Raw genomic sequence first — 22647 nt, 5'->3', positions numbered from 1 at the left:
GGTCGGCCGACCGCGAGGCCGCGCTCGTCGCCGCGGTCCGCGAGCTGGCCGCCGAGCTGGCCGACTGCGCCCCGCCACACCGGCCGGGCGTCATCCTGGCGACCGCCGACCCGGATGCCGAGAGCGTCTACCGTCTCGCCGTCGACATCGGCGCGCAAGACGTCGCCGCCCTCCCGGACGCCGAGACCTGGCTGGTCGAACGCATGGCCGCGGCCACCGAGCCCTCCGTCTCCGATGCGAACACCACGATCGCCGTCATGGGCGGCCGCGGAGGCGCCGGCGCCAGCGTGCTCGCGGCGACCTTGGCGAGTTCCGCCGCGAGACGCGGGCTCCGCACGCTGCTGGTCGACGGCGACCCGCTGGGCGGAGGCATCGACCTGGTCCTGGGCGCCGAACGCGCCCCCGGGGCCCGCTGGTCCGACTACTCCGAACGCCGAGGCCGCCTGAGCAGCACCGCACTACACGATTCGTTACCGGCGCACGAAGGCCTCGCCATCCTGTCGTGGCACCGCGGAGCCATCGACCCTGTCGCACCCGAGACCATGCGATCCGTCCTCGACGCCGCCGCCCGAGGCTTCGACGTGGTCGTGGTGGACCTGCCCCGCCAACTCACCGACGCGAGCGCCGAGGCCCTGGCCGCCACCGACATGACCCTGATCGTCGTCCCCGCCGAAGTCCGTGCCGCCGTGGCCGCCGACCGCGTCGCCGACCAGGCCCGCCGCTACACCCGAGACCTCCGCCTCGTCGTACGCGGCCCCGCCCCCGGCGGCCTCAAACCCGACGTCATCGCGGAGTCACTACGCCTGCCCTTGGCCGGCGTCATGCCCGCCGACCGCCGCCTGGCCACCGCCATCGAACGCGGCGAACCCCCAGCCACCGGCGGCCCACTCAACGCGTTCTGCACCCGCTTCCTCACCGGCCTCCCCTTAACCCACCGCCCACGCATCCACACCCAGGCCTCCTGAACGAGTCCCCGTCACCGCCCCCTTATCCGCGGGTTCCCCCGCAGCCCACCACCCGCGCCTCCACAGCCGGGCCCCTTGAAGGAGCCACCTGCTGAGCGATCCCACCGACGCCACGAGTGTCTGTCTTATCCGCGGCTCCGCCCCGACCCACAGTCCGCGCGTCCACGCCCTGGCCTTCTGAAGGACCCGGTCTCACCGATGCCGAGAGCGCCCGCCTCATCGGCGGGCCTCGCCCCCGATACGCCGTCCCCGCGTCCACGATCAGTCCTCGTGAAGGAGCTTCCGTTGAGCGGTCTCACCGATGCTGTAGGCGTCCGCCCTATCTGCGTTTCTGCTACGGCCCGCCACCTGCGTGTCCGCCGTAGGAGCCACCGGTCTTACCGACGCCGTGAGCGTGCGCCTCACCGGGGTCTCCGCATGATCGTCAGAGCCTCGACCTGTCGCCTGTGCGTCCACGCTCAGTCCTCTCAAGGAGCTTCCGTTGAGTGATCTCACCGATGCCGTGGACGTCCGTCTTATCTGCGGTTACGCCGAGGTCCGCCGGCGGCGCGTTCACGGTCGGGCTTCTTGCAGGAGCCGCCTGTTGAGCGGTCTCACCGGTGCCGTGAGCGTGCGCCTCACCGGCGGTCTCTGCGCGTCCAGGATCAGTCCTTTTGAACGAGCTTCTGTTGAGGGGGCTCGCCGATGCTGTGGGCGTCCGTCTTATCTGCGTTTCTACTGCGGCCCGCCGTCTACGCGTCCACGGCCGGGTCCCTTGTAGGAGCTACCTGCGGAGCGATCTCGCCGATGCCGTGGGCGCCCGTCTTATTCGCGGCTTCGCCTCGACCCGCCGTCCGCGTGTCCGCGACCTGGCCTTCTGAAGGGACGTCCGTCGAACGATCTCACCGACCTCGCGTCCGTCCGCTGCCCGCGTGTCTACGGCCCAGAGGGACATCCGTTGAGCGATCTCGCCGATGCCACGGCCGTCCGCCATAGCGAGCGACGACCTGGCCCTCTGATAGGGACATCCGTTGAGCGAATTCGTCGACGCCGTAGGCGTCCGCCTGACCGGCGGTCTCGTGCCGATCCGCCGCCCGCGCGCCCACGTCCGGGCCTCCTGAAGGAGCATCCCTTGAACGATCTCACCGACGCCGTACGCGCCCGCCTTATCGGTTCCGGCCTGCAGCCGACCGCAGCCCAGGTGGCCGCCGCCTTACGCGCCGAAGGACGCATGCTGGGCGACACCGAGATCCTTTCTCTGGCCGACGAGGTACGCGCCGACCTGGTCGGCGCCGGTCCGCTCGAACCCCTCCTACGCGACCCCGGTGTCACCGACGTCCTGGTCAACGGCCCCGGCGAGGTATGGGTGGATGCGGGCGAGGGTCTCCACCTGACCCAGGTGCGCTTCGCCGACGAACCCGCCGTACGCCGTCTGGCCCAGCGCCTGGCCGCCCTGGCCGGCCGCCGCCTGGATGACACCGCCCCGTACGCCGATGCCCGCCTGCCCGGAGGCATACGCCTGCACGCGGTATTGCCGCCCATCGCGTCCGCCGGCACGACGCTGTCCCTGAGGCTCCCGAGACGCCGCGCCTTCACCCTTGACGAGCTGGTGGCCGCCGGGACGATCCCCGCGAACGGAGCCGCCCTGCTCGGCGGCCTCGTGGCCGCCCGCGTCGCATTCTTGGTGACCGGCGGCACAGGATCGGGCAAAACGACGGTCTTGTCCTCCTTGCTGTCCCTGGCCGACCCGGCCGAGCGCCTCATCCTGGTCGAGGATTCCGCCGAACTCCGCCCCGCCCACCCGCACGTGGTCACCCTGGAGGCCCGCCCACCCAACGTCGAAGGCGCCGGCGGCGTGACCCTCCACGACCTCGTGCGCCAGGCACTGCGCATGCGCCCCGACCGCCTGGTCGTGGGAGAGGTACGCGGGCGCGAGGTGATCGACCTGCTGGCCGCCTTGAACACGGGCCACGAGGGCGGCTGCGCCACCGTCCACGCGAACACCCCGGCCGACGTCCCCGCGCGCCTGGAGGCGCTGGCCTGCGCGGCCGGTCTCACCCGTGACGCCGTGCACAGCCAACTCGCCGCCGCCCTGGACGTCGTCATCCACCTGGTACGCGAGACCCCGGGCGGACGACGCCGCGTCGCGGAGATCTGCGTCTTCGAACGCACCCAGACCGGCCTGGTGGAGGCCGTCCCGGCAGTCTTGTTCGGCTCGGACGGCGGCATCACCCACGGCCCGGGAATGCCCACCCTGCAAACTCGCCTCTCAGGACGCAAGCGATGACCGCTCGAACGGCCGCAGCCTGCGCATTCGCCGCAGCGTCGATACTGCCCCAGGCAGCGTTCCGCCTGACGTCGGTGCTCGGGCCACGGTCAGCGGATGCCGTCGTACCACCGGCCCCCGTGATCACCAGGCCGCGCCGAACCTCCGTCGCAGGATGCCCGCGGTGATCGTCTTGGCGGCGGCGTGCGTGTTCGTCGCGGTGTGGACGCTGTCCTTGCCGTCCCCGGCGGCGGTCCGTCTGACGGGCGTCCTCAGGCCGAGACCGGCGGGCGCCGTCGTACCGGTACCGAGCGTCATGATCGCCTGGCTGCGCCGTACGACTGGCTCCCTGACCGGCCGCCGAAAACGGCTGGCCGCCCAGCGCGGTGCCGTCATCGAACTCTGCGACGCCATCGCGACGGAACTCGCCGCCGGCCGCCCGGCGGCCACCGCCCTGATCTGCGCCGCCGAAGCCCTCCATGACCTACCGGGCCTGAGCGTGGTGATCGAGGCGGCCCGGAACGGAGATGATGTGGCCGCCGCGCTGATCCGAGCCTCGGACGTGCCGGGCAACGAGGCCTTACGCCTTCTCGCCGGCTGCTGGCGCATCGGCGTCGACCGAGGCGGCATGCTCGCCGCCGTCATCGACGGCCTGGCCGACTCCCTCCGCGACGAGCAGTCCCACCGCGAGGACATCGTCCTGCAACTGGCGGGCCCACGCGCCACCGCCCGGCTCCTGGCCGTCCTACCCGCGCTCGGCCTGGCGATGGCCGCCGCCCTGGGCGCGAAGCCGTGGGGGTTCCTGTTCGGCTCACTGCCAGGTGCCCTCTGCCTCTGCCTGGGCGCGGCACTCGACGCCTTGGGCCTGTGGTGGACCTCCCGCCTAGCCACGTCGGCGGAGCACCTCCAATGACCGCAGGAGGCAGCCCGAACATGCACGACACCACGAACGGGCACCGCGCCACGACCATTTACGCTCCTCCTGATCGGCCGATGCGCTCGCCGTCCGCGTCCTGGGGCGTCGGACCCTGGCCCGTACAGGCCGCCACGTCGCCCCAACGACGCGCCGCGTCCGCCCTCTTCGCCCTGCGCCGGTTCCCGAACTCGTTCCGCCGCTCCGCGTCTTCCGGCTCGTCTCGTCGAGTACGCCTGCTCTCGTACCCGTTCCGTCGTACGCGCCTCCGACGGCTGATCGCCCGTCCGCGTATCGGCAGAATCGGCCTGCAGCCGCCGTGGCCGGAGCCGCCCGGCCGCGCCGGCGATCGGCGCGAGAGCTCCCGCGGCCGGCGGTCATCGCAGGCGAGCCGGAGATCCGGGCGGTGACCATGGCGATGATGATGCTGGCCGTACTTTGCTGCGGCGTCGCGGGCTTCCTGGCCGTACCCGGCAACGAGGCCACGAAGCGACTGACCAGAATCCTCCTCGCCCCGACCACGAATGCCGTTCAGCACGGCAAACGAGACGCACGCGTGCGCTGGGCGGTCGGCGGCCTGGCCGGCTTCGTCTGCGGCCTGCTGATCGGCGGAGTGACGGGCTGGACGGCCGGCGCTTTGATCACCGTGGGTTGCATACGCGTGCTCTCCCGCCTCGAACCCCGGGCCGAGAGACAGCGCCGAGCCCGGATCATCGCCGAACTTCCCCTGACGATCGACCTGCTCGCCGCCTGCCTACGCGGCGGCGGCGCGTGGCACGCGTCCGTGGAGGCCGTCGCGGAAGCGGTAGGCGGCCCACTCGGCGAGGCGCTGGCACGCGTAGCGGCCCGCATCCGCCTGGGAGCAGACCCAGCCCAGGAGTGGCTGAACCTCGCAAGCGACCCCATCCTGGCCCCTCTGGGCCGAGCCGCCGCGAGAGCCGCCACCGGAGGCGCCCCGGTCGCCGCGACCCTGGCCCGCCTGGCCCGTGACCAACGACGTACGGCCCGCGCCGCCGCCTCGCCCCGGTCCCGCACCGCCGGCATCCGCGCGGTCGCCCCGCTGGGCCTCTGCTTCCTCCCCGCCTTCATCCTCCTAGGGATCGTCCCCGCCATCGTCGGCATGGCGGCCAACGTGCTGCTCCCATGACTCGCCCACCCGTACGAGCTGGTCGGCGAACACCCCGTCCGTTGTCAGGCGACATGGGAGATGACCGGCAATCGACGAGGCCACGGATAACCCTTTGCCCGCCGCATCGAGGCTCGCCTAGCCTCACCGACGTGCGGCGTACGGTCATCATCGGCGACATCCACGGCTGCTTCGACGAACTACTCGAACTGCTCGACGAAGTCGGCCTCCACCCGGACGACCTGCTGATCAGCGTCGGAGATCTGGTCGACCGCGGCCCGGCACCCGGCGAGGTGGTCGGCCTCTTCCGCGACCGTCCCAACTCCGTCGCGGTCATGGGGAACCACGAGCGCAAGCACGTGCGCGGAATCTTCTCGTACGCGCAAGAGATCACGCGCTTGCAACTGGGCGACCGCTACGCCGAAACGGTCGACTGGATGCGGACGCTGCCGTACTACTTCGAGAACGAGCATGTCCGCGTCGTCCACGCCGCGATGGTGCCCGGGATTCCGCTGCCCGACCAGAAAGAGGAGATCCTCTGCGGCGCGACCAGCGGCGAACGAGAGCTGACCACGCTGTTCCCGGGCGGCCACTGGCACGACCACTACACCGATACCAAGCCGGTCGTGTTCGGCCATCATGTGACCGGACGTCGGCCGATGATCCGCGACGGCAAGGTGTTCGGCCTGGACACCGGTGCCTGCCACGGCTGGAACCTGACCGCACTGTGCTTGCCGGGACAGACCGTCCACTCGGTCGCGGCCCACGCGGACCACTGGTCGAACGCCAAGGTCCAATGGCAACTGCCCGTCCTGAAGACCAAGTCTTGGCGTGGCTACACCTGGCCAGAGCTGGCGGAGGCGATCGCGCGGTTCTCCCCGTCACCCGACGCGGCCGCGCATGACTGGCTGGGAGACCTCGAAAAGTGGGCCGCGGAACTGCGGTCGTCATTCCCCGCCCTGGTCACCGCCGCGTACCGCCTCGCCGACGAACTCAGCGCGGACGAGATGAGACGGCATCCCGCCGCACGGTTCCTGTTCCAAGCCCGCAACGGGCGCCTCGACCAGACCAGCCTGGCCAGGCAGTGCCCGACACCCGCCAGAACAATCGACCTGGCGGCCGCACTGGGCCTGCCCCTGCCCAAGCCTCCCAACTGATCAACGGGGACCAAGCCCGTGAGACAGCCACGGGCGGCGTTGCCCGGCCCGCACCCATCCTTGATCGGGCGAGTTGCCTGGCTCGCATCCGCCCCGGTCGAACGAAGAGCGCCTTCTTCGCCAGGCGGCCCTTTGTCCGGCCCCCGCCGCCTGGAACTCCGGCTTGTCTCGAGCTACGACCCGGCCGAGGCCGCCGAGTTATCCACAGAACCGGATTCATCTGGTCCGGCAGGCACGGCTCGGTCACGCTGAGTCACAGCGCTCCTGCGCCCACCACCTGAGGACTGAGGAGGCACCTCATGCGCAAGCTGTCCGCACTCTGGCACCGATGCCGCGACTACGGCGATCGAGGCATGTCCACCGCGGAGTACGCAGTGGGCACGGTCGCAGCCGCAGCCTTCGCCGGCCTGCTGTTCAAGATCGTAACCAGCCCGGAAGTCCGGAAGATGCTCTTAGCGATCATCCAGCGAGCGCTCAACCTGGTCGGATGACCCGGCCCGACCTCGGCTGCCCCGATAGTGAGTCCGCCGATGCGGGCAGGGCCTCGACGCGTCCACCAGGGCGAACGCGGGCGGGGCAACGCCGCGCGCGACGGCACGGCATACGCGGGCCCGCGGTCGGCCGGTCCGGCGGCGGAGGGGCCGTCGGCCGTCACCCACTGGGCGGCCGGCCACGGCTCGCCCACGCGCGAGTCGCACTGTCTCGGCTCCACGGCCGAAGGACGCGACGCGGTACGGCGACGCGCGGTCGGAGCGTCCCACTTCGAGGCGGCCAACGCGGCTCGATCACCGCCGAGACGGCCGTCGCCTTACCGGCGCTGGTGATCGTCCTGGCGGTCGCGCTGTGGGGCGTGAGCGCGTCGGCCGCCCAGATCGCCTGCCTCGACGCCGCAAGGGCCGGAGCGAGAGCGGCGGCACGGGGAGAGCCGCAGCCAGAGGTCCGAGCGGCGGTACTCCGCGCCGCGCCGCCGAACGCACGAGTCCTCCTGAGCCGCGACGAGACCACCACAAGAGTCGTCGTCGAGGCCCAGGCCGACTCGCCCCTGCGAGGTCTCTTCCCTGCCTTGAAACTCGAAGCCCAAGCCATCACCGCCACAGAACCCCAACCGAACGCCCCCGGCCCGCCCACGAGCAGCGACACACCACCGACTCCAACCGAAACAGACAAGGAGAACGAGATGCCTCAGTAGCACGCGATCACGCGACGGCCGCCTGGACACGCACCGCTGACGTGTTCACGGACTGTGCATGCCACCGGCTTGGGGGCGCCGCCGGTTCGGAGAGGGCAACCATCGGCACCGAAGAAGGGGCACGTGCCGTCGACCCGTTCACGGGCCGCGCGCGCCGTCGGTTTCGGGGAGGTTCGCGTCTCGTCGGTGCGTTCGCTGACCAGGGCGTGCCACCGGTATCGGAAGGGGGTGCCCGGTTGGCTCAGAGCAGACGGGGTGTGTGCAGCCGGTCTGTTCGTGGGCTGGGCGTGTCTTGTGGAGGTGGGCCGCCGGTTTAAGAGAGGGATCGCGTCTTGTCGGTGCGTTCGCTGGCCAGGCGCGCCACTGGGATTGGAAGCAGGCGCGCCACTGGGATTGGAAGGGGGGTGTGCCGTCGGGACCTGAGGAGGGGGGTGTGCGGTTGGTGTGTTCGTGGGCTGGGCGTGTCGTTGGCCTGTGGAGGTGGGGCGTCGGTTTCGGGGAGGGGTCGCGTCTCGTCGGTGCGTTTGCCGGCCCGACTCCGACGACACGCCCTGGCCTGCGACACACCAACGGCACGCGCCTCTCCTCCTGCGCCAACGGCGCCCCCTTTCCAATGCCAGCGGCACGCCCCGAGGGAAGGGGGAGGCACGGCGATGCGGGACCGCCGAATGAGTGAAGGTAGGCGCAGCGATACGCGAGCGCCGAATGAGTGAGGGGGGAAGCATGGCATGCGCGAGCGCCGGATGAGGGAAGGGGGAGGCACGGCGATGCGCGAGCGCCGGACGGGCGATAGGGGCTCGGGGACCGTGTGGATGCTCGCGCTGATCGGCCTGACATGGGCGGTGGCCATGATGGCGATGACAGTCGGCGGCGTGCGTGCTGCCCGGCATCGCGCCTACGCCGCTGCCGATCTCGCGGCGCTCGCCGCCGCCTCACACTCCGCGGACGGCCCGCGTGCCGCGTGTGGCCTGGCCGCGCGCATCGCCCACGGTTCCGGCGGCCGACTGCGCAGCTGTGTCCTTCACGGTCGGATTTCGGAGGTGATCGTCAGCTCTGGCCTGACAAACGTCCCAGCACTACGACACCTGACCGCGACTGCCCGCGCTCGCGCGGGGCCAGAAAGACTCCCGACACCTACGACCGTGCAAACGTCCGGAGGTTGAATCAGGCCGCGAGCCGTCGGCGCTACCGCTCACGCGGGCACACGAGAGCGCACGCGCGGACTGCGGGCCTGGCGGACCGTGGGCCTGGACGAGTAGAAGACCGACAGCCTGCTCGCCAGGAGACCGCGAACCGTTGTGCCTTGACGGTCGCGATCGAACATCCCTGCTTGTCGAGCCAGACCCGCGCTCCGCCACGCCCGGGACGCGCTCCTCCACGCCCGGGATGTGGTCCGCTACGCCCGGGATGAGGTCCGCCAGGCCCGCACACGGTCCGCCAGGCCTGGGACTCGGGTCCGCCTAAGCCGCGACGCGGGTCCGCTTGGCCTGGCGCGTTCCTCCATACCTGGAACACGGGTCCGCCCGTGCCGGGACGCGGTCCTCCAGGTCCGGCCACGATCCGCCAGGCTGGGGCGCGGTCCTCCAAATCCAGACACGATCCGCCAGGCCGGGGCGCGGACCTCCCGGTCCGAACGCTGTCCGCCAGGCCGGGACGCGGCTCGGCCACGCCCAGATGTGGCTCGGCCACGCCCAGATGTGGCTCGGCCGCGCCCAGATGTGGGGTCCGCCACGCTCGGAACACTTACCGCCATCTCTCGGACGCGGTGCTTCAGGTCCGGGCACGGTGCTTCAGATCTGGATGTGGTCCTCATCCGAGCTCGGGCCGATGTGATCCGCTGGGCCGGCGCGCAGCAGTACAGCCGGGTGCGGTGCTCTTGGCTCACGACCGTTTCCGCCGGAAGCATTCACCGGGCGATCGGTGCGTCAATTCCCGAGTGGATCGTCACTGAGGTCGACTGAGATCGTTGCATTTAATGTGAAACCGTGTCTCTATTAGAGACTGAGTCCGATAGGGTGACTACCGGCTTCCGGTGGTCATGTGGTTCTCGGTCGATCGGTGACTGACGAACCCCTCCGGCATCATGGGGCCGCCGATTCGGGGATCGGCGCTGGTCGTCTGGTGTCGCTTCGGCCAGGGACGAGGAAAGGTTCTCGACGAAGGGACGGCTTCGTGACGAGGGTCCGCAAGGCAGCCACGGTCGGCCTGATGACCCCGATGGTCGCCGCAGCGATCGCCGTCGGTCTCGGTCAGCCCGCGCATGCGGCCGAGTCGTGTCCGCCGCTCGGGAGTGCGACCATCACGGCTCCATCCGGGACCGTCACGGCCGGTTCGAGCGTTCACGTCAGTGCCCAGATCAGCGGTTTGATGCTGCTGAAAGCCCACCTGCAGATCTCCGGGCCCGGCCTGGACAAGCAGGTCGGCAACAGCGTTATGACCGGCAAGATCGAGGGCGACGTCACCGTACCCAAGGCCGGTGCCTTCACGCTGGCGGTCATCGGCAACGGCACCGGGTGCGCGTACCAGACCGAGGGGTTCTCGGTTAAGGCGCGGCCGACCCCGGCCAAGTCGACGCACGCCGCCGCGCCCAGCAAGACTCCCGGTGCTGGCGGCGGCAGCAACGGCACGTCCGGTTCGGGTTCGCTGCCGACAGGAAGCCCGGGCAACGGCGCCACGGTCGGGAACGGCGCCGAGGTCAACCCGCTGAACGGCGCCTCGCCGTTCAGCCTTCCGTCCGTCGCGCCCGACGGCTCCGGCCTGAACTTCGAGTACCCAAGCCCTGAACCGCAGGTGGCCTCGCCGCTGTCCCAGCCGGTCGCGCGGAACGTCTCCCAGACGACCCCGATCAAGTGGGGGCAGAGCCTCGCCATCGCGCTCGTCCTGCTGGTGATTTCGGCGCACCTTGGCATGTGGTCCCGCCGCCAACGCCTCGCCGCCGAAGGCGCACGCACCGCTGGTGGCGGCACGCGGGCCGGTCGTGAAAGGGCGAAGACCAGGCGCGGGAAGAGCCGGAAGGCCACCGCGATGATGGCTGCTACGGGTGTTCTTGAGAAGCCGGCGGCCGATGAGACCTCGTCGCCCGCGACGGGCTCCAACCCGATCAACTCTGACGAGCCGGCCGGCGCACGGAAGGCCGCCGATGCGACGGGCGTGGCCGGATCGGCCAACGCGGCTGAGTCGGCTGGCGCAGAGACGCTGGATCTCGGTGAGTCCGCCGGTGCCGGTCAGGCGCCCGACGAGGCGGCGTCCGTCGAGCAGGACAAGATCGCCGACGGGCAGCAGGCGGATGCCGCAGCGCCGGACGCGTCCACGTCCCGCCGTCGCGGCTCGGGTCGTGGCTACCAAGGACGCCGTCGCCGTAACTGAGTCGGTCGACACCGCCAGTCTGGTCTGAGGTCGACACCGCCAGTTTGGTTTGAGTGGGCCACGAGTGGCATCCGGTTCGACGGTCGGCCCTCCGTGATGTCGGCTGGCTGAGGCGCTGGAAGGCGTGCGACGGCGCCTCGTACGGCTCTTCCTGCGGGTCGGCCGGAAGCGTCGGCTAGCTGAGATGCTGGGCCGTCGGCAGTTGAGGCGCTGGGCCGTCGGCCGGGTGGGGCACTGGCCTGGGCGCGGCGTTGCGTCGGCCAGGTGGGGGTGTTGCGTCGGCCGGGCGCGGCGTTGCGTCGGCCGGGTGGGGTGTTGCCTCGGCCGGGTGAGCGCTGAGGTGTCCCGTCTGGTGGAGCGTTGTGGTGTCCGTCGGGGTGAACTGGGACGTCCGGTTGGGGCAACGTACTGACACTGGCTGAGCGAGGTGTTGGGCTGCCGGCCGTGACGCTTCGGCGGCGGGTGCGCTCGCCGTGGGGCACGAGTCCCTCGTGCTCGCGATCACGCCTGGCGAGGGCGGGATGCTCGGCACCGGGTGTGCGGTGTTCGAGGCGCTGCGTCGCGCGGGCGTGCGTCGGCTGGTCGTCGTCGGGGAGCGGGCAGTCTGGAGATCGCGCCGGGCGTTCGGCCCGTGGACGATTCGACTTCCCGCCCGGCTGGAAAGCACCGACCTTCCGCCCGCATTGAAGGAGGGGCCGCTGGCGCAGGCCGCGCTGCTAGACCTGACGAGTGAGGAGGCGGAGACCTCGGCTGGACCTATGTCTTCCCGGCGGCCGAGATCGTGCCCGGCGAGCGTACGTGAGGCCTTGGGGGTCCTGGCCGGTCGGGTTATCGGCTGGGCGGGTGAGGGGTTGGGTTGCTGGTTGGGGCGGCGCGTCGGCTGTCGGTTGGGCGAGGGGTTGGGCTGCTGGGCGTCTGAGCGGGTTGGGCTGGCGGCTGGCGAGGTTCCGGGGCGCTGGCCGAGTGAGGGGTTGGGCTGCTGGTCGCCTGAGCGGGTCGGGCTGGCGGCTTGGCGAGGCGTCGGGGCGCTGGGCGGGTGAGGGTTGGGTTGCTGGTTGGTTGGGGTGTTGGGCCGTCGGTTGGGTGAGGGGTTGGGGTGTCGGGTGGGTGAGGGGGCGGGCTGCTGGTCGTCTGAGCGGGTTGGGCCGATGGCTTGGCGAGGTTCCGGGGCGCTGGCCGAGTGGGGCGTTGGGATGCCGGTCAGCCGAAGGGTTGGACTGCCTGTCGGCCGAGGGTTCGGATGTCAGCCGGAGCGCTCAGGTTTCCACCCGGTTCCGGCCCGGTTCTCGAGTGTCCTCGCAGGGCGGTCCCGGCTGGCAGGCCGTGGGGCTGTCAGGCGGACTGGTCGAAGAACGGTGACACCGGGTCGCGGTCGACATGGCCGGCGACCGGGATGTCGCCCGTCGGCTGGGGTGTCCTCCCGCGGGCGCGGGCGCGGGCGAGTTCGCGCTGGAACTGCTGGCGTTCCATCTCCATCGTGCTCAGCGACTCCTCGTGCTCCTCCCGCAGATTGCGGAGTTCGCGTCGGACGCGCATCGAGCGGCCCATTGCCAGTGACGAGATCGTCAGGCCGATGACGAAGAAGATCGTGACGATGATGCCGGCGACGAAGACCTGAGCCTGTGACGTCACTCCGGGAACGTGCTGTCCGAACACGCTGAGTGTCGCCGGAGCCGTGTTCTCGGAGATGATGCCGACGGCCACGCAGACGGCGGCGCCGGCCAGGATGATTCCCAGAAAGATCATCTGACGTTATCCCTTGACGCGTGACACGAGGAAGCCCGCTGAGACGTGACACGATCTAACTAAAGTGGCGATTCGGTCAAGTCACGCTTCTTGTGGCGCCTGCTTCAGCAGAGCGTCGAGCAGGTCCAGCGCGCCGGCCTTGTCCAAGGGCTCGTTGCCGTTGCCGCATTTGGGCGACTGGATGCACGATGGGCACCCGTGGTCGCACTCGCACGCCGCGATGACCTCCCTCGTCGACCTCAGCCACGCCGCCGCCCGCTCGTAGCCGCGTTCGGCGAAGCCCGCGCCGCCCTCGTGGCCGTCATACACGAACACCGTCATCCGCGAGGTGTCCGGGTGCAGCGCCGTCGACACCCCGCCGATGTCCCAGCGGTCGCACGTCGCGAACAGCGGCAGCAGGCCGATGGAGGCGTGTTCGGCCGCGTGCGCCGAGCCGCCCACGTCGGCGTCGCCCAGGAAGGAGGTGTCCGGCAGCGTCCACCACACGGCCCGCGTGCGGAGCGTGCGCGGCGGCAGGGAGAGCGGCCGTTCGCCGAGTACCTGGCCGCTCGCGAGTCGCCTCATCTGGTACGACACGACCTGCTGCGTCACCTCGACCGTGCCGAAGCACAAGGTCGCCTCGCCCCACGACGTCGAGCGCAGGGTCTCGAGGATGGAGATGTCCGTGACGTCGCGCGCGGTCGTCGTGTAGTCGGGGTCGGCGGCCTCGACGAGGGCGACCGAGTCATCCAAGTCCAGGGTCCGTACGACGTACGTCTCGCCCTGGTGCAGGTAGACCGCGCCCTCGTGGACCATCGTGTGCGCGGACGGCTCGTCGACCGTGCCCAGGAGGCGTCCGGTCGACGCCTCGACCACCTGGACCGGCGGGCCGCCCGCGCCGCGGATGTCGGCCAGGTCGCCGGCGCGCTCCCGTTTCGTCCAGAACCAGCCTGCCGGGCGGTGCCGCAGCATGCCCCGGCGTACGAGGTCGGGCAGCAGTTCGGGGGCCGACGGGCCGAACATCGGCAGGTCGGCCTCGGTGAGCGGCAGTTCGGCGGCGGCGGCGCAGAGATGCGGGGCCAGGACGTACGGGTTGTCGGGGTCGAGGACCGTCGCCTCCACCGGCGTACCGAAGATCGCCGACGGGTGGTGCACGAGATAGGTGTCGAGCGGGTCGTCGCGTGCGATGAGCACGGCGAGGGCGTCCTGGCCGGCCCGGCCGGCGCGGCCCGCCTGTTGCCACAGCGACGCGCGCGTACCCGGCCAGCCGCACACGATCACCGAGTCGAGCCCGGACACGTCGACCCCGAGTTCGAGGGCGTTCGTCGAGGCGAGGCCCACCAGCGACCGCGAGCGCAGGGCCTTCTCCAGGGCGCGGCGTTCTTCGGGCAGGAACCCCGCGCGGTACGCGGCGACCTGCGAGGGCAGCGACGGCGAGATCTCGGCCAGCGCTCGTTTCGCCCCGAGCGCGACCGACTCGGCGCCGCGCCGCGAGCGTACGAAGGCCAGGGTCTGGACGTCCTCCACCACGAGGTCGGCGAGCAGATCGGCGGCCTCGGCGGTCGCCGTACGGCGCACGGGCGCGTCGTGCTCGCCGCGCAGCTCGGTCAGCGGCGGCTCCCAGAGCGCGAACGAGGTCGCACCGCGCGGCGAGGCGTCGTCGCACACCTCCGCGACCTGCACGCCCGTCAGCCGGGACGCCGCGGCGCCGGGCGAGGAGGCGGTCGCCGAGGCGAGAATGAACACCGGTGTCGTGCCGTACCGCGTGCAGACCCGGCGCAGCCGTCGCAGCACCTGCGCGACATGGGACCCGAAGACGCCGCGGTAGCCGTGGGCCTCGTCGACGATGACGTAGCGGAGGCGGCGCAGGTACGGGGCCCAGCGGGCGTGTCCCGGCAAGATGGTGCGATGCAGCATGTCGGGGTTGGTCAGTACGTAGTTCGCGTACTGCCGGACCCACGTGCGGTCCTCGGGCGGCGTGTCGCCGTCGAAGGTCGACGCGCGCAGCTGGGCCAGCTTGAGTCCGCGCAGCGCGCGGAGCTGGTCGGCGGCCAGCGCCTTGGTCGGCGAGAGATAGAGGACGGCGCCGCCGTCGAACACCGCGTCGAGGGCGGGCAGCAGGTACGCCAGCGACTTGCCGGACGCCGTGCCGGTCGCGACGATCACCGAGGTGCCGTCGTGCGCGAGGTCGGCGGCGCGTGCCTGGTGCTCCCAGGGACGCTCGATGCCCGCGTGGCGCAGGCGGTCGAGAAGCAGCCGCGGTGCCCACGAGGGCCATTCGGCGTGCCGTCCCTCACGTGCCGGGACGTTCTCGACGTGGGTGATGCGCTCGCGGTTGCGCGGGTCGTTGAGGAGCCGACGCAGGACGTCACCCGTCGGCCGGGAGGGCGGCGTCCGCTCGCCGCCGGACTGCGTTGTGTCTATGGCCTGCGTCACTCCTTCTCATCGGAGCGGTTCGGCGTGTGGAGGTTTCCAGTCTGGCATCCTGGGCACAACGCTTTGAACCGCCGTCCGTGGTGCCCCCCAGGGCTCACATGAGACCCGCGGCACGTGGGGGAAGTCGCCCTGTGTGCCGATTTCGTGTAGACACGGTGGCGGAGCGTGGTTGAATCACGGCGGGGTTCCGTGCCCCGACTTTTTATACGCGGTACGGCGCAGGAGGATCTGTGGACCTGAAGGTTAGCGACTACACCACTGACGATGACCTCACCGTCATCAACGTGGAGGGAGAGATCGACGTCTACACCGCGCCGAAGCTCCGCGAGAAGCTCATCGACCTGGTGAACAAGGGGAAGTACCACCTCCTCGTCGACATGGAGAAGGTGGAGTTCCTCGACTCGACCGGACTGGGCGTCCTCGTCGGCGGCCTCAAGCGAGTGCGGGCGCACGACGGCTCCCTCGAACTCGTCTGCACGCAGGAGCGCATCCTCAAGATCTTCAGGATCACCGGCCTGACCAAGGTCTTCGGCATCTTCGACTCGGTCGACGACGCGCGAGAGAACCGCAAGAAGCAGAAGTAGGCCGGGGATGGCGCCCGAGATAGCCCCCAGGACAGCGACCGTCGAGCTCACGTTCAGCCCCCTGCCGGTGCACGTACGCACCGCGCGGCTCGTCGCCACCGCCGTTGCCCGGCGGGGTGGGGTGGAGGAGACCCTGCTCGACGAGGTGCGGCTGGCCGTGGGTGAGGCCTGCTCGCGTGCGGTGGAGGCGCACCAGCAGCAGTGCCCCGCCGAACCCGTCCGGGTGGAGCTGCGAGACGGGGCGGACCGCTTCGAGGTCGTGGTGACCGATCGCGTGCCCAACGACGACCCGGCCGCCGGCGGGACTCCCGAGGTCTCGCCCGACCTGGCCGAGCTCAACGGCAACCTCAACCTGGGGTTCGCCGTGATCGCCGGGCTCGCCGACGATGTGAACATCTCCTCGACGCCGTCGGGCGTCGAGATCACGATGAGCTGGCCGGCCAAGAAGGACTGAGCCGACGCCGAGAGCCCCTCCGGGCCGCGCACCGCCGCGGCCCGGAGGGGCTCTTCGTGTCTGGCCGACCACCCCTCGTAAAGGGGATTTATGGTCGTGTGTATAATGTCCGTTTAAGTGGTCCGATCCAATCACATTGGGTAAGGCGCATGGTCTACAGCGAATTGACTAATTTGCGGGGCGCGCGCCATTGACCTGGAAAGACGCCTTTACCTAGCACCTGCAGATTAAGGTCAGGTGTAGGTGACGTCACATCTCTATCCCGATATCGTTAAGCAATCGAGCAGGCTTCTAATTCCGGCTACGCATGCGTAGACTCCCGGCACCATTGCCCGCCTGACGCGTGGTAATGGCCGGTCAGCCCTCGTAGGCGGCCGGATCTAACGCCCTGTCGAGGAGGATGCATGTCTGGGCTTCACGTGCCCGCCCAGGCCAGTGCAGAACTGAATCTCGGCGGCAGCGACCTGACTCTGGTGGTCGTTGTCGGTGTGATCGCTCTGTTGGCGCTGGCCGTTGCCGGCGTCCTGGTCCGCGAGGTACTCGCGGCGGGCCAGGGCACCGAGAAGATGCAAGAGATCGCAGGAGCCGTGCAGGAGGGTGCGCTCGCATACCTCAAGCGCCAGTTCCGTACGGTCGGCATCTTCGTGATCCTGATCCCCTTCCTGTTGCTCCTGTTGCCGGAGCACAAGTGGGGAGTGAGGATCGGTAGATCGGTCTTCTTCGTCATCGGTGCGCTGTTCTCCGGCACTACGGGATTCACCGGCATGTGGCTGGCGGTTCGCGGCAACGTCCGCGTGGCCGCCGCGGCACGTGAGAGCGGCGAGAAGCTCGCGATGCGGATCGCGTTCCGCACGGGCGGCGTCGCCGGCATGTTCACCGTCGGCCTGGGCCTGTTCGGCGCGGCCGTCGTCGTGCTCATCTACAAGGGCGACGCGCCCGCCGTGCTCGAAGGCTTCGGTTTCGGCGCCGCGCTGCTCGCGATGTTCATGCGTGTCGGCGGCGGTATCTTCACCAAGGCCGCCGACGTGGGCGCCGACCTGGTCGGCAAGGTCGAGCAGGGCATCCCCGAGGACGACCCGCGCAACGCCGCCACCATCGCCGACAACGTCGGTGACAACGTGGGCGACTGCGCCGGCATGGCGGCCGACCTGTTCGAGTCGTACGCCGTCACGCTGGTGGCGAGCCTCATCCTCGGCCGGGTCGCCTTCGGCACCGAGGGTCTGGTCTTCCCGCTGATCGTGCCGATGATCGGCGTGATCACCGCGGTGATCGGCATCTTCGCGGTCGCGCCGCGTGCCAAGGACCGCTCCGGCATGAGCGCGATCAACCGCGGCTTCTTCATCTCCGCGATCATCTCCGCGATCGTGGTGGCGGTGGCGACGTTCTGGTACCTGCCGGACTCCTTCGCCAAGCTGCACGGCTCGCAGGTCGCCGGCGACTCGCACCTGGCCGACGTCGACCCGCGGTGGGTGGCGCTCGGGGCGGTGCTCGTCGGCATCGTTCTCGCCAGCGCGATCCAGTTGCTCACCGGCTACTTCACCGAGACCAACCGGCGCCCGGTCAAGGACGTCACCAACTCGGCCCGTACGGGCCCGGCGACGGTGATCCTGTCCGGTATCTCGCTCGGCCTCGAGTCGGCGGTCTACACGGCGCTGGTCATCGCCGCCGCCGTGTACGGCGCGTTCCTGCTCGGCTTCAGCAACACCACTCTCGCGCTGTTCGCGGTCGCGCTCGCCGGCACCGGCCTGCTGACCACGGTCGGCGTGATCGTGTCCATGGACACCTTCGGCCCGGTCTCCGACAACGCGCAGGGCATCGCCGAGATGTCCGGCGACGTCCAGGGTGAGGCCGCGAGCGTCCTGGAGAGCCTCGACGCGGTCGGCAACACGACCAAGGCGATCACCAAGGGCATCGCGATCGCGACGGCCGTACTCGCCGCAACCGCGCTGTTCGGCTCGTTCCGTACGACGGTCGTCGGGGAGCTGACCGGCGCGAGCAAGAGCGTCAAGGACGCCCTCGGCCCGACGTTCCAGACCTTCAACCTGGGCGTCGACAACCCGAACGTGCTGATCGGGTTGATCATCGGTGCCGCGGTGGTGTTCCTGTTCTCCGGTCTGGCGATCATGGCGGTCGGCCGGGCGGCCGGGCGGGTCGTGATGGAGGTGCGGAACCAGTTCCGTACCAAGCCCGGGATCATGGACTACACCGACAAGCCCGACTACGGCCGGGTGGTCGCCATCTGCACCGCGGACGCCCAGCGCGAGCTGGCCACGCCGGGTCTGCTGGCGATCATGACGCCGATCGCGGTCGGCTTCGCGCTCGGGTACGCGCCGCTGGGCGCCTACCTGGCCGGTGCGATCGCGGCGGGCGCCCTGATGGCGGTGTTCCTGTCCAACTCCGGTGGCGCGTGGGACAACGCCAAGAAGCTCGTCGAAGAGGGCAACCTCGGCGGCAAGGGCTCCGACGCGCACTCGGCGACGGTCATCGGCGACACGGTCGGCGACCCGTTCAAGGACACCGCGGGCCCGGCGATCAACCCGCTGATCAAGGTCATGAACCTGGTCTCGCTGCTGATCGCGCAGGCCGTGGTCACGTACGCGGCCAACGCCGCGCTGCGGATCATCGTCACGGTGGTCGCCCTCGTGGTGATCGTCGGCGCGATCGTGATCTCCAAGCGCCGCGCGTCCTCGATCGAGGACGAGGGCGAGCCGGCCGAGGTGACCGGCGAGCCGGACGCCGAGGGAGACTCGGCTGAGGCGGACGAGGAGACGGCTTCGGCCAAGGCCTCCTGACGCACGAACGAGCGGAGAGGGCCGGGGGGCGACACCCGGCCCTTTCGCCGTCTCCGGGCCGGTACGGACGGCGACTTCGCGATGGGGCCGAGGACCCGCGTGGGGGGTGGACGGCGCACCGTGCGGGCAGGGCAGACTGGGGGGATGCAGAACTCCCAGCAGTCCGGGGCCAAGGGCTTCGCCTTGCTCGTCGGCGTCATGGTCGCGATCGTGTTGGCGATCATGGTGGTCGCCGTGCTCCTCTCGCCCCGCTGATGCCCACGCTCATCGTTTTGCGGCATGCCAAGGCGGCCTCGCCGTTCGGCATGCCCGACGCCGAACGCCCGCTCGCCGGGCGGGGGCGGACCGACGCCACGCGGGCCGGCGAGGAGTTGCGGGCCGCGAGCCGGCTGCCCGACCGGGTCATCTGCTCCACCGCCGTCCGCACCCGGCAGACGCTCGACGGGCTCGCGCTCGACGTGCCCGTCGACTTCGAGGCCCGGGTGTACGACAACGACGCCGAGGAGATCCTCGGGCTGCTGAGAGAGCAGGCCGACGACCTGGGCACGCTCCTGCTGATCGGCCACAACCCCTCGATGCACCAGCTCGTCTTCGGGCTGACCGGCGGCGCGGGTGATCACTTTCCGACCGCGGCGACGGCGGTCATCGAGTTCGACGGAGCCTGGGCGGACCTGTGGCCGGGCAGCGGCCGGCTCGTCTCGCTCTGGACCCCCCGTGGTTGATCTCCCGGCCAGGCCATGAACGTCTCTCTTCACCGTCAGCGTCCTTAACGATCAAGACGGGGACGACTCTCTGTCACCACGCACGCTCGCTGAGTCGTGGGGCGTGTCAGTACGGATGGAGAGATCGTGAAGAGACTCGCCCTGTTCCTCGCACTGCCGGTGCTCGCGGCGCCGTACGCCGCCGTACCCGCCACGACATCGGCGGCGGCCCGCGGCGTCCCGGCCGCCGGGCAGTACATCGTGACCGTCAGGTCGGACGGTGTGCACCGGGCGATCACCGGTGTGCCGAGAGAAGCGATCACGCACGTCTACACACATGTCCTGAACGGGTTCTCCGCCCGGCTCGACGCGGCCCAGGTGGCGCGGCTGCGCCATGACCCCGAGGTCGTCTCGGTGGCCCCGGTGGTCATCATGCACGCCCAGGAGACCCAGGTCGGCGCGCCGTGGGGGCTGGACCGGATCGACGCCGTCTCCGGGCTCGACCAGCGGTACACCTACCACCACACCGGCAAGGGCGTCACCGCGTACGTCATCGACACGGGCATCGACACCTCCACCGCCGACTTCGGCGGCCGCGCGTCGGCCGCCTACGACGCGACCGGCGGCGACGGCCGGGACTGCAGCGGGCACGGCACCCATGTCGCGGGCACGATCGGCGGCCGGACCTACGGCGTCGCCAAGGCCGTCAGCCTCCGGGCCGTGCGGGTCCTCAACTGCCAGGGCTCGGGCACGGACGCCGACGTGGTCGCCGGCATGGACTGGGTGGCCCAGCACGCACAGCGGCCCGCCGTGGCGAACATGTCCCTCGGCGGGGCCAAGTCGTCGGCCGTCGACGCCGCCGCCAAGCGGCTGACCGGCTCCGGGGTGTTCCTCGCGGTCGCCGCGGGCAACTCCGCCGGGAACGCCTGCGACTACTCACCGTCCGGCGCGTCCGGCGTGCTCGCCGTCGCCGCCTCCGACCGGTCCGACACCTCGGCCGGTTTCACCGACCACGGTCCGTGCGTGCGGCTCTACGCACCCGGGGTCCAGATCACCTCGGACTGGCCGGCCGGCACCGTCAAGGTGGTCAGCGGTACGTCGATGGCGGCCCCGCACGTCACCGGGGTGGCCGCGATGTACGAGGAGGACGCGGGCGACGTCTCGGCTGCGACGGTCACCGCCTGGCTCACCACGCACGCCGTGCGGAACGCCCTCCGCGGCGTGCCCGGCGGCACCCCGAACCTGCTGCTCAACACGGGCGGCCTTTAGACCCCGAACTCATTCGACCGGCGCCGGGGCTCCACGGAACCCCGGCGCCATGTTGTAGTAGACGGTGACATAACGGACGTACGGAGGTGGTCATGCGGCTCTCGTTCGCATGGCTGCGTGACACGTACTCCGAAGCGGAGGGGCAGCCGGCGCCGGTCTACGGCGCCGTCGCCGCGGTCGGCATCATCGTTCCCCTCCTGGTCGGCCTGCTGACCGGGCACGCCCTGGAGAGCGTGCTGGCCGCCCTGGGCGCGTTCTACGTCGCCATCGCCGCGCCCGGCGGGCCGTACGGTGCCCGTGCCCGCGCGCTGCTCGTCGCGGTCGCGGTCGTCACCGTCTTCACCTGGCTCGGCGGTTCGGTCAGCGGCCACCCCTGGCTCGCCGTGGCGGTCGTGCCCGTGGTGGCGACGCTCGCCTCGATGCTGCCGTGGATGGGCGCGACCGCCACGCTGTGCACCGTGCTCGCGGTGGTCCGGCCGACGAGCAGCCCGGTGATCTTCGACGGCTTCCTGGAGATGGCCGGCGGCCTGTTCATGTCCGTGCTGCTGCTCGCGCCGTGGATCACGCATCGGCTCCGCCCGCTGCGGATGTCGCTGGCCGAGACGGCGAACGCGGTCGCCTCCGCGCTGGACGTCCTGCCCGACCCGGGGCCGGACGACGAATGGATCCGCCGCCGCACCAAGGCGTACGAGGCGGTCCGGCAGGCACGCGTCACCTACGGGCTCTACCGCACGGGCGGGCGCGACGACCAGGAGCGCCCGCGACGGCTGATCGAGACGTTCCGGCGCACGATGGATGAGGCGGTCGCGCTGCGCGCCACGCTCGGCGCGCTCCGCGCGGAGCCGCCGCCCGAGCACTGGGAGCAGGAACTGCGGGTCGCGGTCTCCTCCGTCGCCGCGCGGCTGCGGCTGCTCGCCGGCGCGATCGAGGTCCGCGGAGAGCGTCCCCTCGGCGGCACCGGCGGTGTCGCGCTGGAGCGGTTCGGCCGGGCGACCGAAGAGGTGCGCCAGGACTGGCTCGCCGACCACAGCGACCTGATCTCCACCGCGCTCCTGCTGCGGGTACGGCAGACCGTCCTCCGCATGGCCGGAGCCGTGGACCGGTCGCGGCGGATCGTCGAGCAGGGCCTGTCGTTCGGCTTCGAGGTCCCGCGCCTTCTCGAGCTGCCGGCGGGCGGCTGGACGCGGCTCAGGCAGGACGTCGTCACGCGGTCGCCGGGCTTCCGGCACGCCGTACGGGTCGGCGTCGCGGTCGCGGTGGCCATGGCGCTCGGCACCGGGCTGAGGCTGACGTACGGCCACTGGCTGACGATCACCGTCCTGATCAGCCTGCGCGACTCCTACGGCGACACCGTGAAACGGGTGGTCAAGCGGGTCGGCGGCACGGCCGTCGGCGCGATCATCGCCGCCCTGGCACTGGCGATCGCGCCGGAGGAGGTGACGCTCGTCGCCCTGATCTTCGTCGGCGCGATCTTCGGCTTCACGTACCGGTCGGTCAACCACGCCTACTGGATGACGTTCGGCACGCCGATGCTCCTGCTGCTGGTCGACTTCTCCAACGCGCTGCGCTGGTCCGCGGCGGGGTGGCGGATCGGGCTCACCTTCGCCGGCGGTCTGATCGCGCTGGCCGCCGCCCGCGCCCTGTGGCCGACCGGCCGGCTCCGCCTGATCCCCGGCGAGCTCGCCGACCTGCTGCGCTCCCACGCCCGCCTCGTACGCGCGGTGG

At 70.7% G+C, this 22647-nt stretch carries 18 protein-coding genes; 15 read left to right on the top strand and 3 right to left on the bottom strand.

Features of this window, described 5'->3' with window-relative positions:
- Together ssd and ACFFNX_RS14060 are read left to right on the top strand one after the other, a co-directional pair.
- On the top strand, window positions 1–965 hold a 965-nt coding region (ssd, locus tag ACFFNX_RS14065; protein ID WP_378200709.1), incomplete at its 5' end, for a septum site-determining protein Ssd.
- Between the two features lie 1111 nt (window positions 966–2076).
- Window positions 2077–3231 (top strand): TadA family conjugal transfer-associated ATPase, encoded by a 1155-nt coding sequence (locus ACFFNX_RS14060; protein WP_378200706.1) that lies wholly within the window; start codon window positions 2077–2079, stop codon window positions 3229–3231.
- Between the two features lie 123 nt (window positions 3232–3354).
- Here the strand turns inward: ACFFNX_RS14060 and ACFFNX_RS14055 are convergent, their stop codons facing one another.
- Entirely contained in the window at window positions 3355–3528 is a 174-nt protein-coding gene (locus tag ACFFNX_RS14055) for a hypothetical protein (protein ID WP_378200704.1), read from the bottom strand.
- Between ACFFNX_RS14055 and ACFFNX_RS14050 the strand changes: the two genes are divergently transcribed.
- The 7 genes from ACFFNX_RS14050 (at window position 3527) to ACFFNX_RS14020 (ending at window position 10961) form a co-directional block, all read left to right on the top strand.
- The gene (locus ACFFNX_RS14050; protein WP_378200701.1) at window positions 3527–4123 is read left to right on the top strand and encodes a type II secretion system F family protein; all 597 of its coding nucleotides are present in this window, start codon (window positions 3527–3529) and stop codon (window positions 4121–4123) included. The two genes, ACFFNX_RS14055 and ACFFNX_RS14050, sit on opposite strands and share 2 nt — an antisense overlap.
- Before the next feature lie 412 nt (window positions 4124–4535).
- A complete protein-coding gene (locus ACFFNX_RS14045) occupies window positions 4536–5270 on the top strand; it encodes a type II secretion system F family protein (RefSeq protein WP_378200714.1) in 735 nt (244 codons plus the stop codon).
- Between the two features lie 131 nt (window positions 5271–5401).
- On the top strand, window positions 5402–6406 hold the full coding sequence (locus ACFFNX_RS14040) for a metallophosphoesterase family protein (protein ID WP_378200698.1): 1005 nt from the start codon (window positions 5402–5404) through the stop codon (window positions 6404–6406).
- A 299-nt stretch (window positions 6407–6705) separates the two neighbouring features.
- A complete protein-coding gene (locus ACFFNX_RS14035; protein WP_378200695.1) occupies window positions 6706–6897 on the top strand; it encodes a DUF4244 domain-containing protein in 192 nt (63 codons plus the stop codon).
- Window positions 6894–7595: a TadE family type IV pilus minor pilin gene (locus ACFFNX_RS14030; RefSeq protein WP_378200692.1), complete on the top strand. Its 702-nt coding sequence runs from the start codon at window positions 6894–6896 to the stop codon at window positions 7593–7595. Before ACFFNX_RS14035 ends, ACFFNX_RS14030 begins: the two co-directional genes overlap by 4 nt.
- A 728-nt stretch (window positions 7596–8323) precedes the next feature.
- Complete coding sequence (locus ACFFNX_RS14025) at window positions 8324–8758, top strand: Rv3654c family TadE-like protein (RefSeq protein ID WP_378200689.1); 435 nt, start codon at window positions 8324–8326, stop codon at window positions 8756–8758.
- A 1045-nt stretch (window positions 8759–9803) separates the two neighbouring features.
- Complete coding sequence (locus tag ACFFNX_RS14020) at window positions 9804–10961, top strand: hypothetical protein (protein ID WP_378200685.1); 1158 nt, start codon at window positions 9804–9806, stop codon at window positions 10959–10961.
- A gap of 1332 nt (window positions 10962–12293) precedes the next feature.
- On the opposite strand, the gene ACFFNX_RS14015 is transcribed toward ACFFNX_RS14020, so the two are convergent.
- Window positions 12294–12707 carry a LapA family protein gene (locus tag ACFFNX_RS14015; RefSeq protein WP_378200682.1) on the bottom strand — a complete coding sequence of 138 codons (414 nt, stop codon included), beginning with the start codon at window positions 12705–12707 and terminating at the stop codon, window positions 12294–12296.
- A gap of 81 nt (window positions 12708–12788) precedes the next feature.
- Window positions 12789–15050 (bottom strand): DNA 3'-5' helicase SftH, encoded by a 2262-nt coding sequence (locus ACFFNX_RS14010; protein WP_378200711.1) that lies wholly within the window; start codon window positions 15048–15050, stop codon window positions 12789–12791.
- 302 nt (window positions 15051–15352) lie between these two features.
- Here ACFFNX_RS14010 and ACFFNX_RS14005 point away from each other — a divergent pair, with 302 nt between their 5' ends.
- The 6 genes from ACFFNX_RS14005 to ACFFNX_RS13980 all read left to right on the top strand — a co-directional run.
- Window positions 15353–15706 carry an STAS domain-containing protein gene (locus ACFFNX_RS14005; RefSeq protein WP_285584522.1) on the top strand — a complete coding sequence of 118 codons (354 nt, stop codon included), beginning with the start codon at window positions 15353–15355 and terminating at the stop codon, window positions 15704–15706.
- A gap of 7 nt (window positions 15707–15713) precedes the next feature.
- The gene (locus ACFFNX_RS14000; protein WP_285634850.1) at window positions 15714–16160 is read left to right on the top strand and encodes an ATP-binding protein; all 447 of its coding nucleotides are present in this window, start codon (window positions 15714–15716) and stop codon (window positions 16158–16160) included.
- A 404-nt stretch (window positions 16161–16564) separates the two neighbouring features.
- Complete coding sequence (locus ACFFNX_RS13995; protein WP_378200679.1) at window positions 16565–18952, top strand: sodium-translocating pyrophosphatase; 2388 nt, start codon at window positions 16565–16567, stop codon at window positions 18950–18952.
- Window positions 18953–19206: 254 nt separating this feature from the next.
- Window positions 19207–19674, top strand: coding sequence for a SixA phosphatase family protein (locus tag ACFFNX_RS13990; protein WP_378200676.1), 468 nt, complete (start codon window positions 19207–19209; stop codon window positions 19672–19674).
- Between the two features lie 126 nt (window positions 19675–19800).
- Window positions 19801–20922: a S8 family peptidase gene (locus tag ACFFNX_RS13985; RefSeq protein WP_378200673.1), complete on the top strand. Its 1122-nt coding sequence runs from the start codon at window positions 19801–19803 to the stop codon at window positions 20920–20922.
- A 92-nt stretch (window positions 20923–21014) separates the two neighbouring features.
- A partial coding sequence (locus tag ACFFNX_RS13980; protein WP_378200670.1) for an FUSC family protein occupies window positions 21015–22647 on the top strand: 1633 nt, incomplete at its 3' end.

The organism is Actinoallomurus acaciae (assembly GCF_042429965.1).
Taxonomy (GTDB): Bacteria; Actinomycetota; Actinomycetes; order Streptosporangiales; family Streptosporangiaceae; genus Actinoallomurus; species Actinoallomurus acaciae.
Note: the sequence above shows the minus strand (reverse complement) of the source record. Positions and strands in the feature narration are given on the sequence as shown.

What these genes read in the sequence shown, in the direction of transcription:
- ACFFNX_RS14050 (WP_378200701.1), top strand. Translation starts at nt 3,527, where the DNA reads ATGATCGCCTGGCTGCGCCGTACGACTGGCTCCCTGACCGGCCGCCGA.
- ACFFNX_RS14055 (WP_378200704.1), bottom strand. Translation starts at nt 3,528, where the DNA reads ATGACGCTCGGTACCGGTACGACGGCGCCCGCCGGTCTCGGCCTGAGG.
- ACFFNX_RS14045 (WP_378200714.1), top strand. Translation starts at nt 4,536, where the DNA reads ATGGCGATGATGATGCTGGCCGTACTTTGCTGCGGCGTCGCGGGCTTC.
- ACFFNX_RS14035 (WP_378200695.1), top strand. Translation starts at nt 6,706, where the DNA reads ATGCGCAAGCTGTCCGCACTCTGGCACCGATGCCGCGACTACGGCGAT.
- ACFFNX_RS14030 (WP_378200692.1), top strand. Translation starts at nt 6,894, where the DNA reads ATGACCCGGCCCGACCTCGGCTGCCCCGATAGTGAGTCCGCCGATGCG.
- ACFFNX_RS14025 (WP_378200689.1), top strand. Translation starts at nt 8,324, where the DNA reads ATGCGCGAGCGCCGGATGAGGGAAGGGGGAGGCACGGCGATGCGCGAG.
- ACFFNX_RS14020 (WP_378200685.1), top strand. Translation starts at nt 9,804, where the DNA reads ATGACCCCGATGGTCGCCGCAGCGATCGCCGTCGGTCTCGGTCAGCCC.
- ACFFNX_RS14015 (WP_378200682.1), bottom strand. Translation starts at nt 12,707, where the DNA reads ATGATCTTTCTGGGAATCATCCTGGCCGGCGCCGCCGTCTGCGTGGCC.
- ACFFNX_RS14000 (WP_285634850.1), top strand. Translation starts at nt 15,714, where the DNA reads ATGGCGCCCGAGATAGCCCCCAGGACAGCGACCGTCGAGCTCACGTTC.
- ACFFNX_RS13995 (WP_378200679.1), top strand. Translation starts at nt 16,565, where the DNA reads ATGTCTGGGCTTCACGTGCCCGCCCAGGCCAGTGCAGAACTGAATCTC.
- ACFFNX_RS13990 (WP_378200676.1), top strand. Translation starts at nt 19,207, where the DNA reads ATGCCCACGCTCATCGTTTTGCGGCATGCCAAGGCGGCCTCGCCGTTC.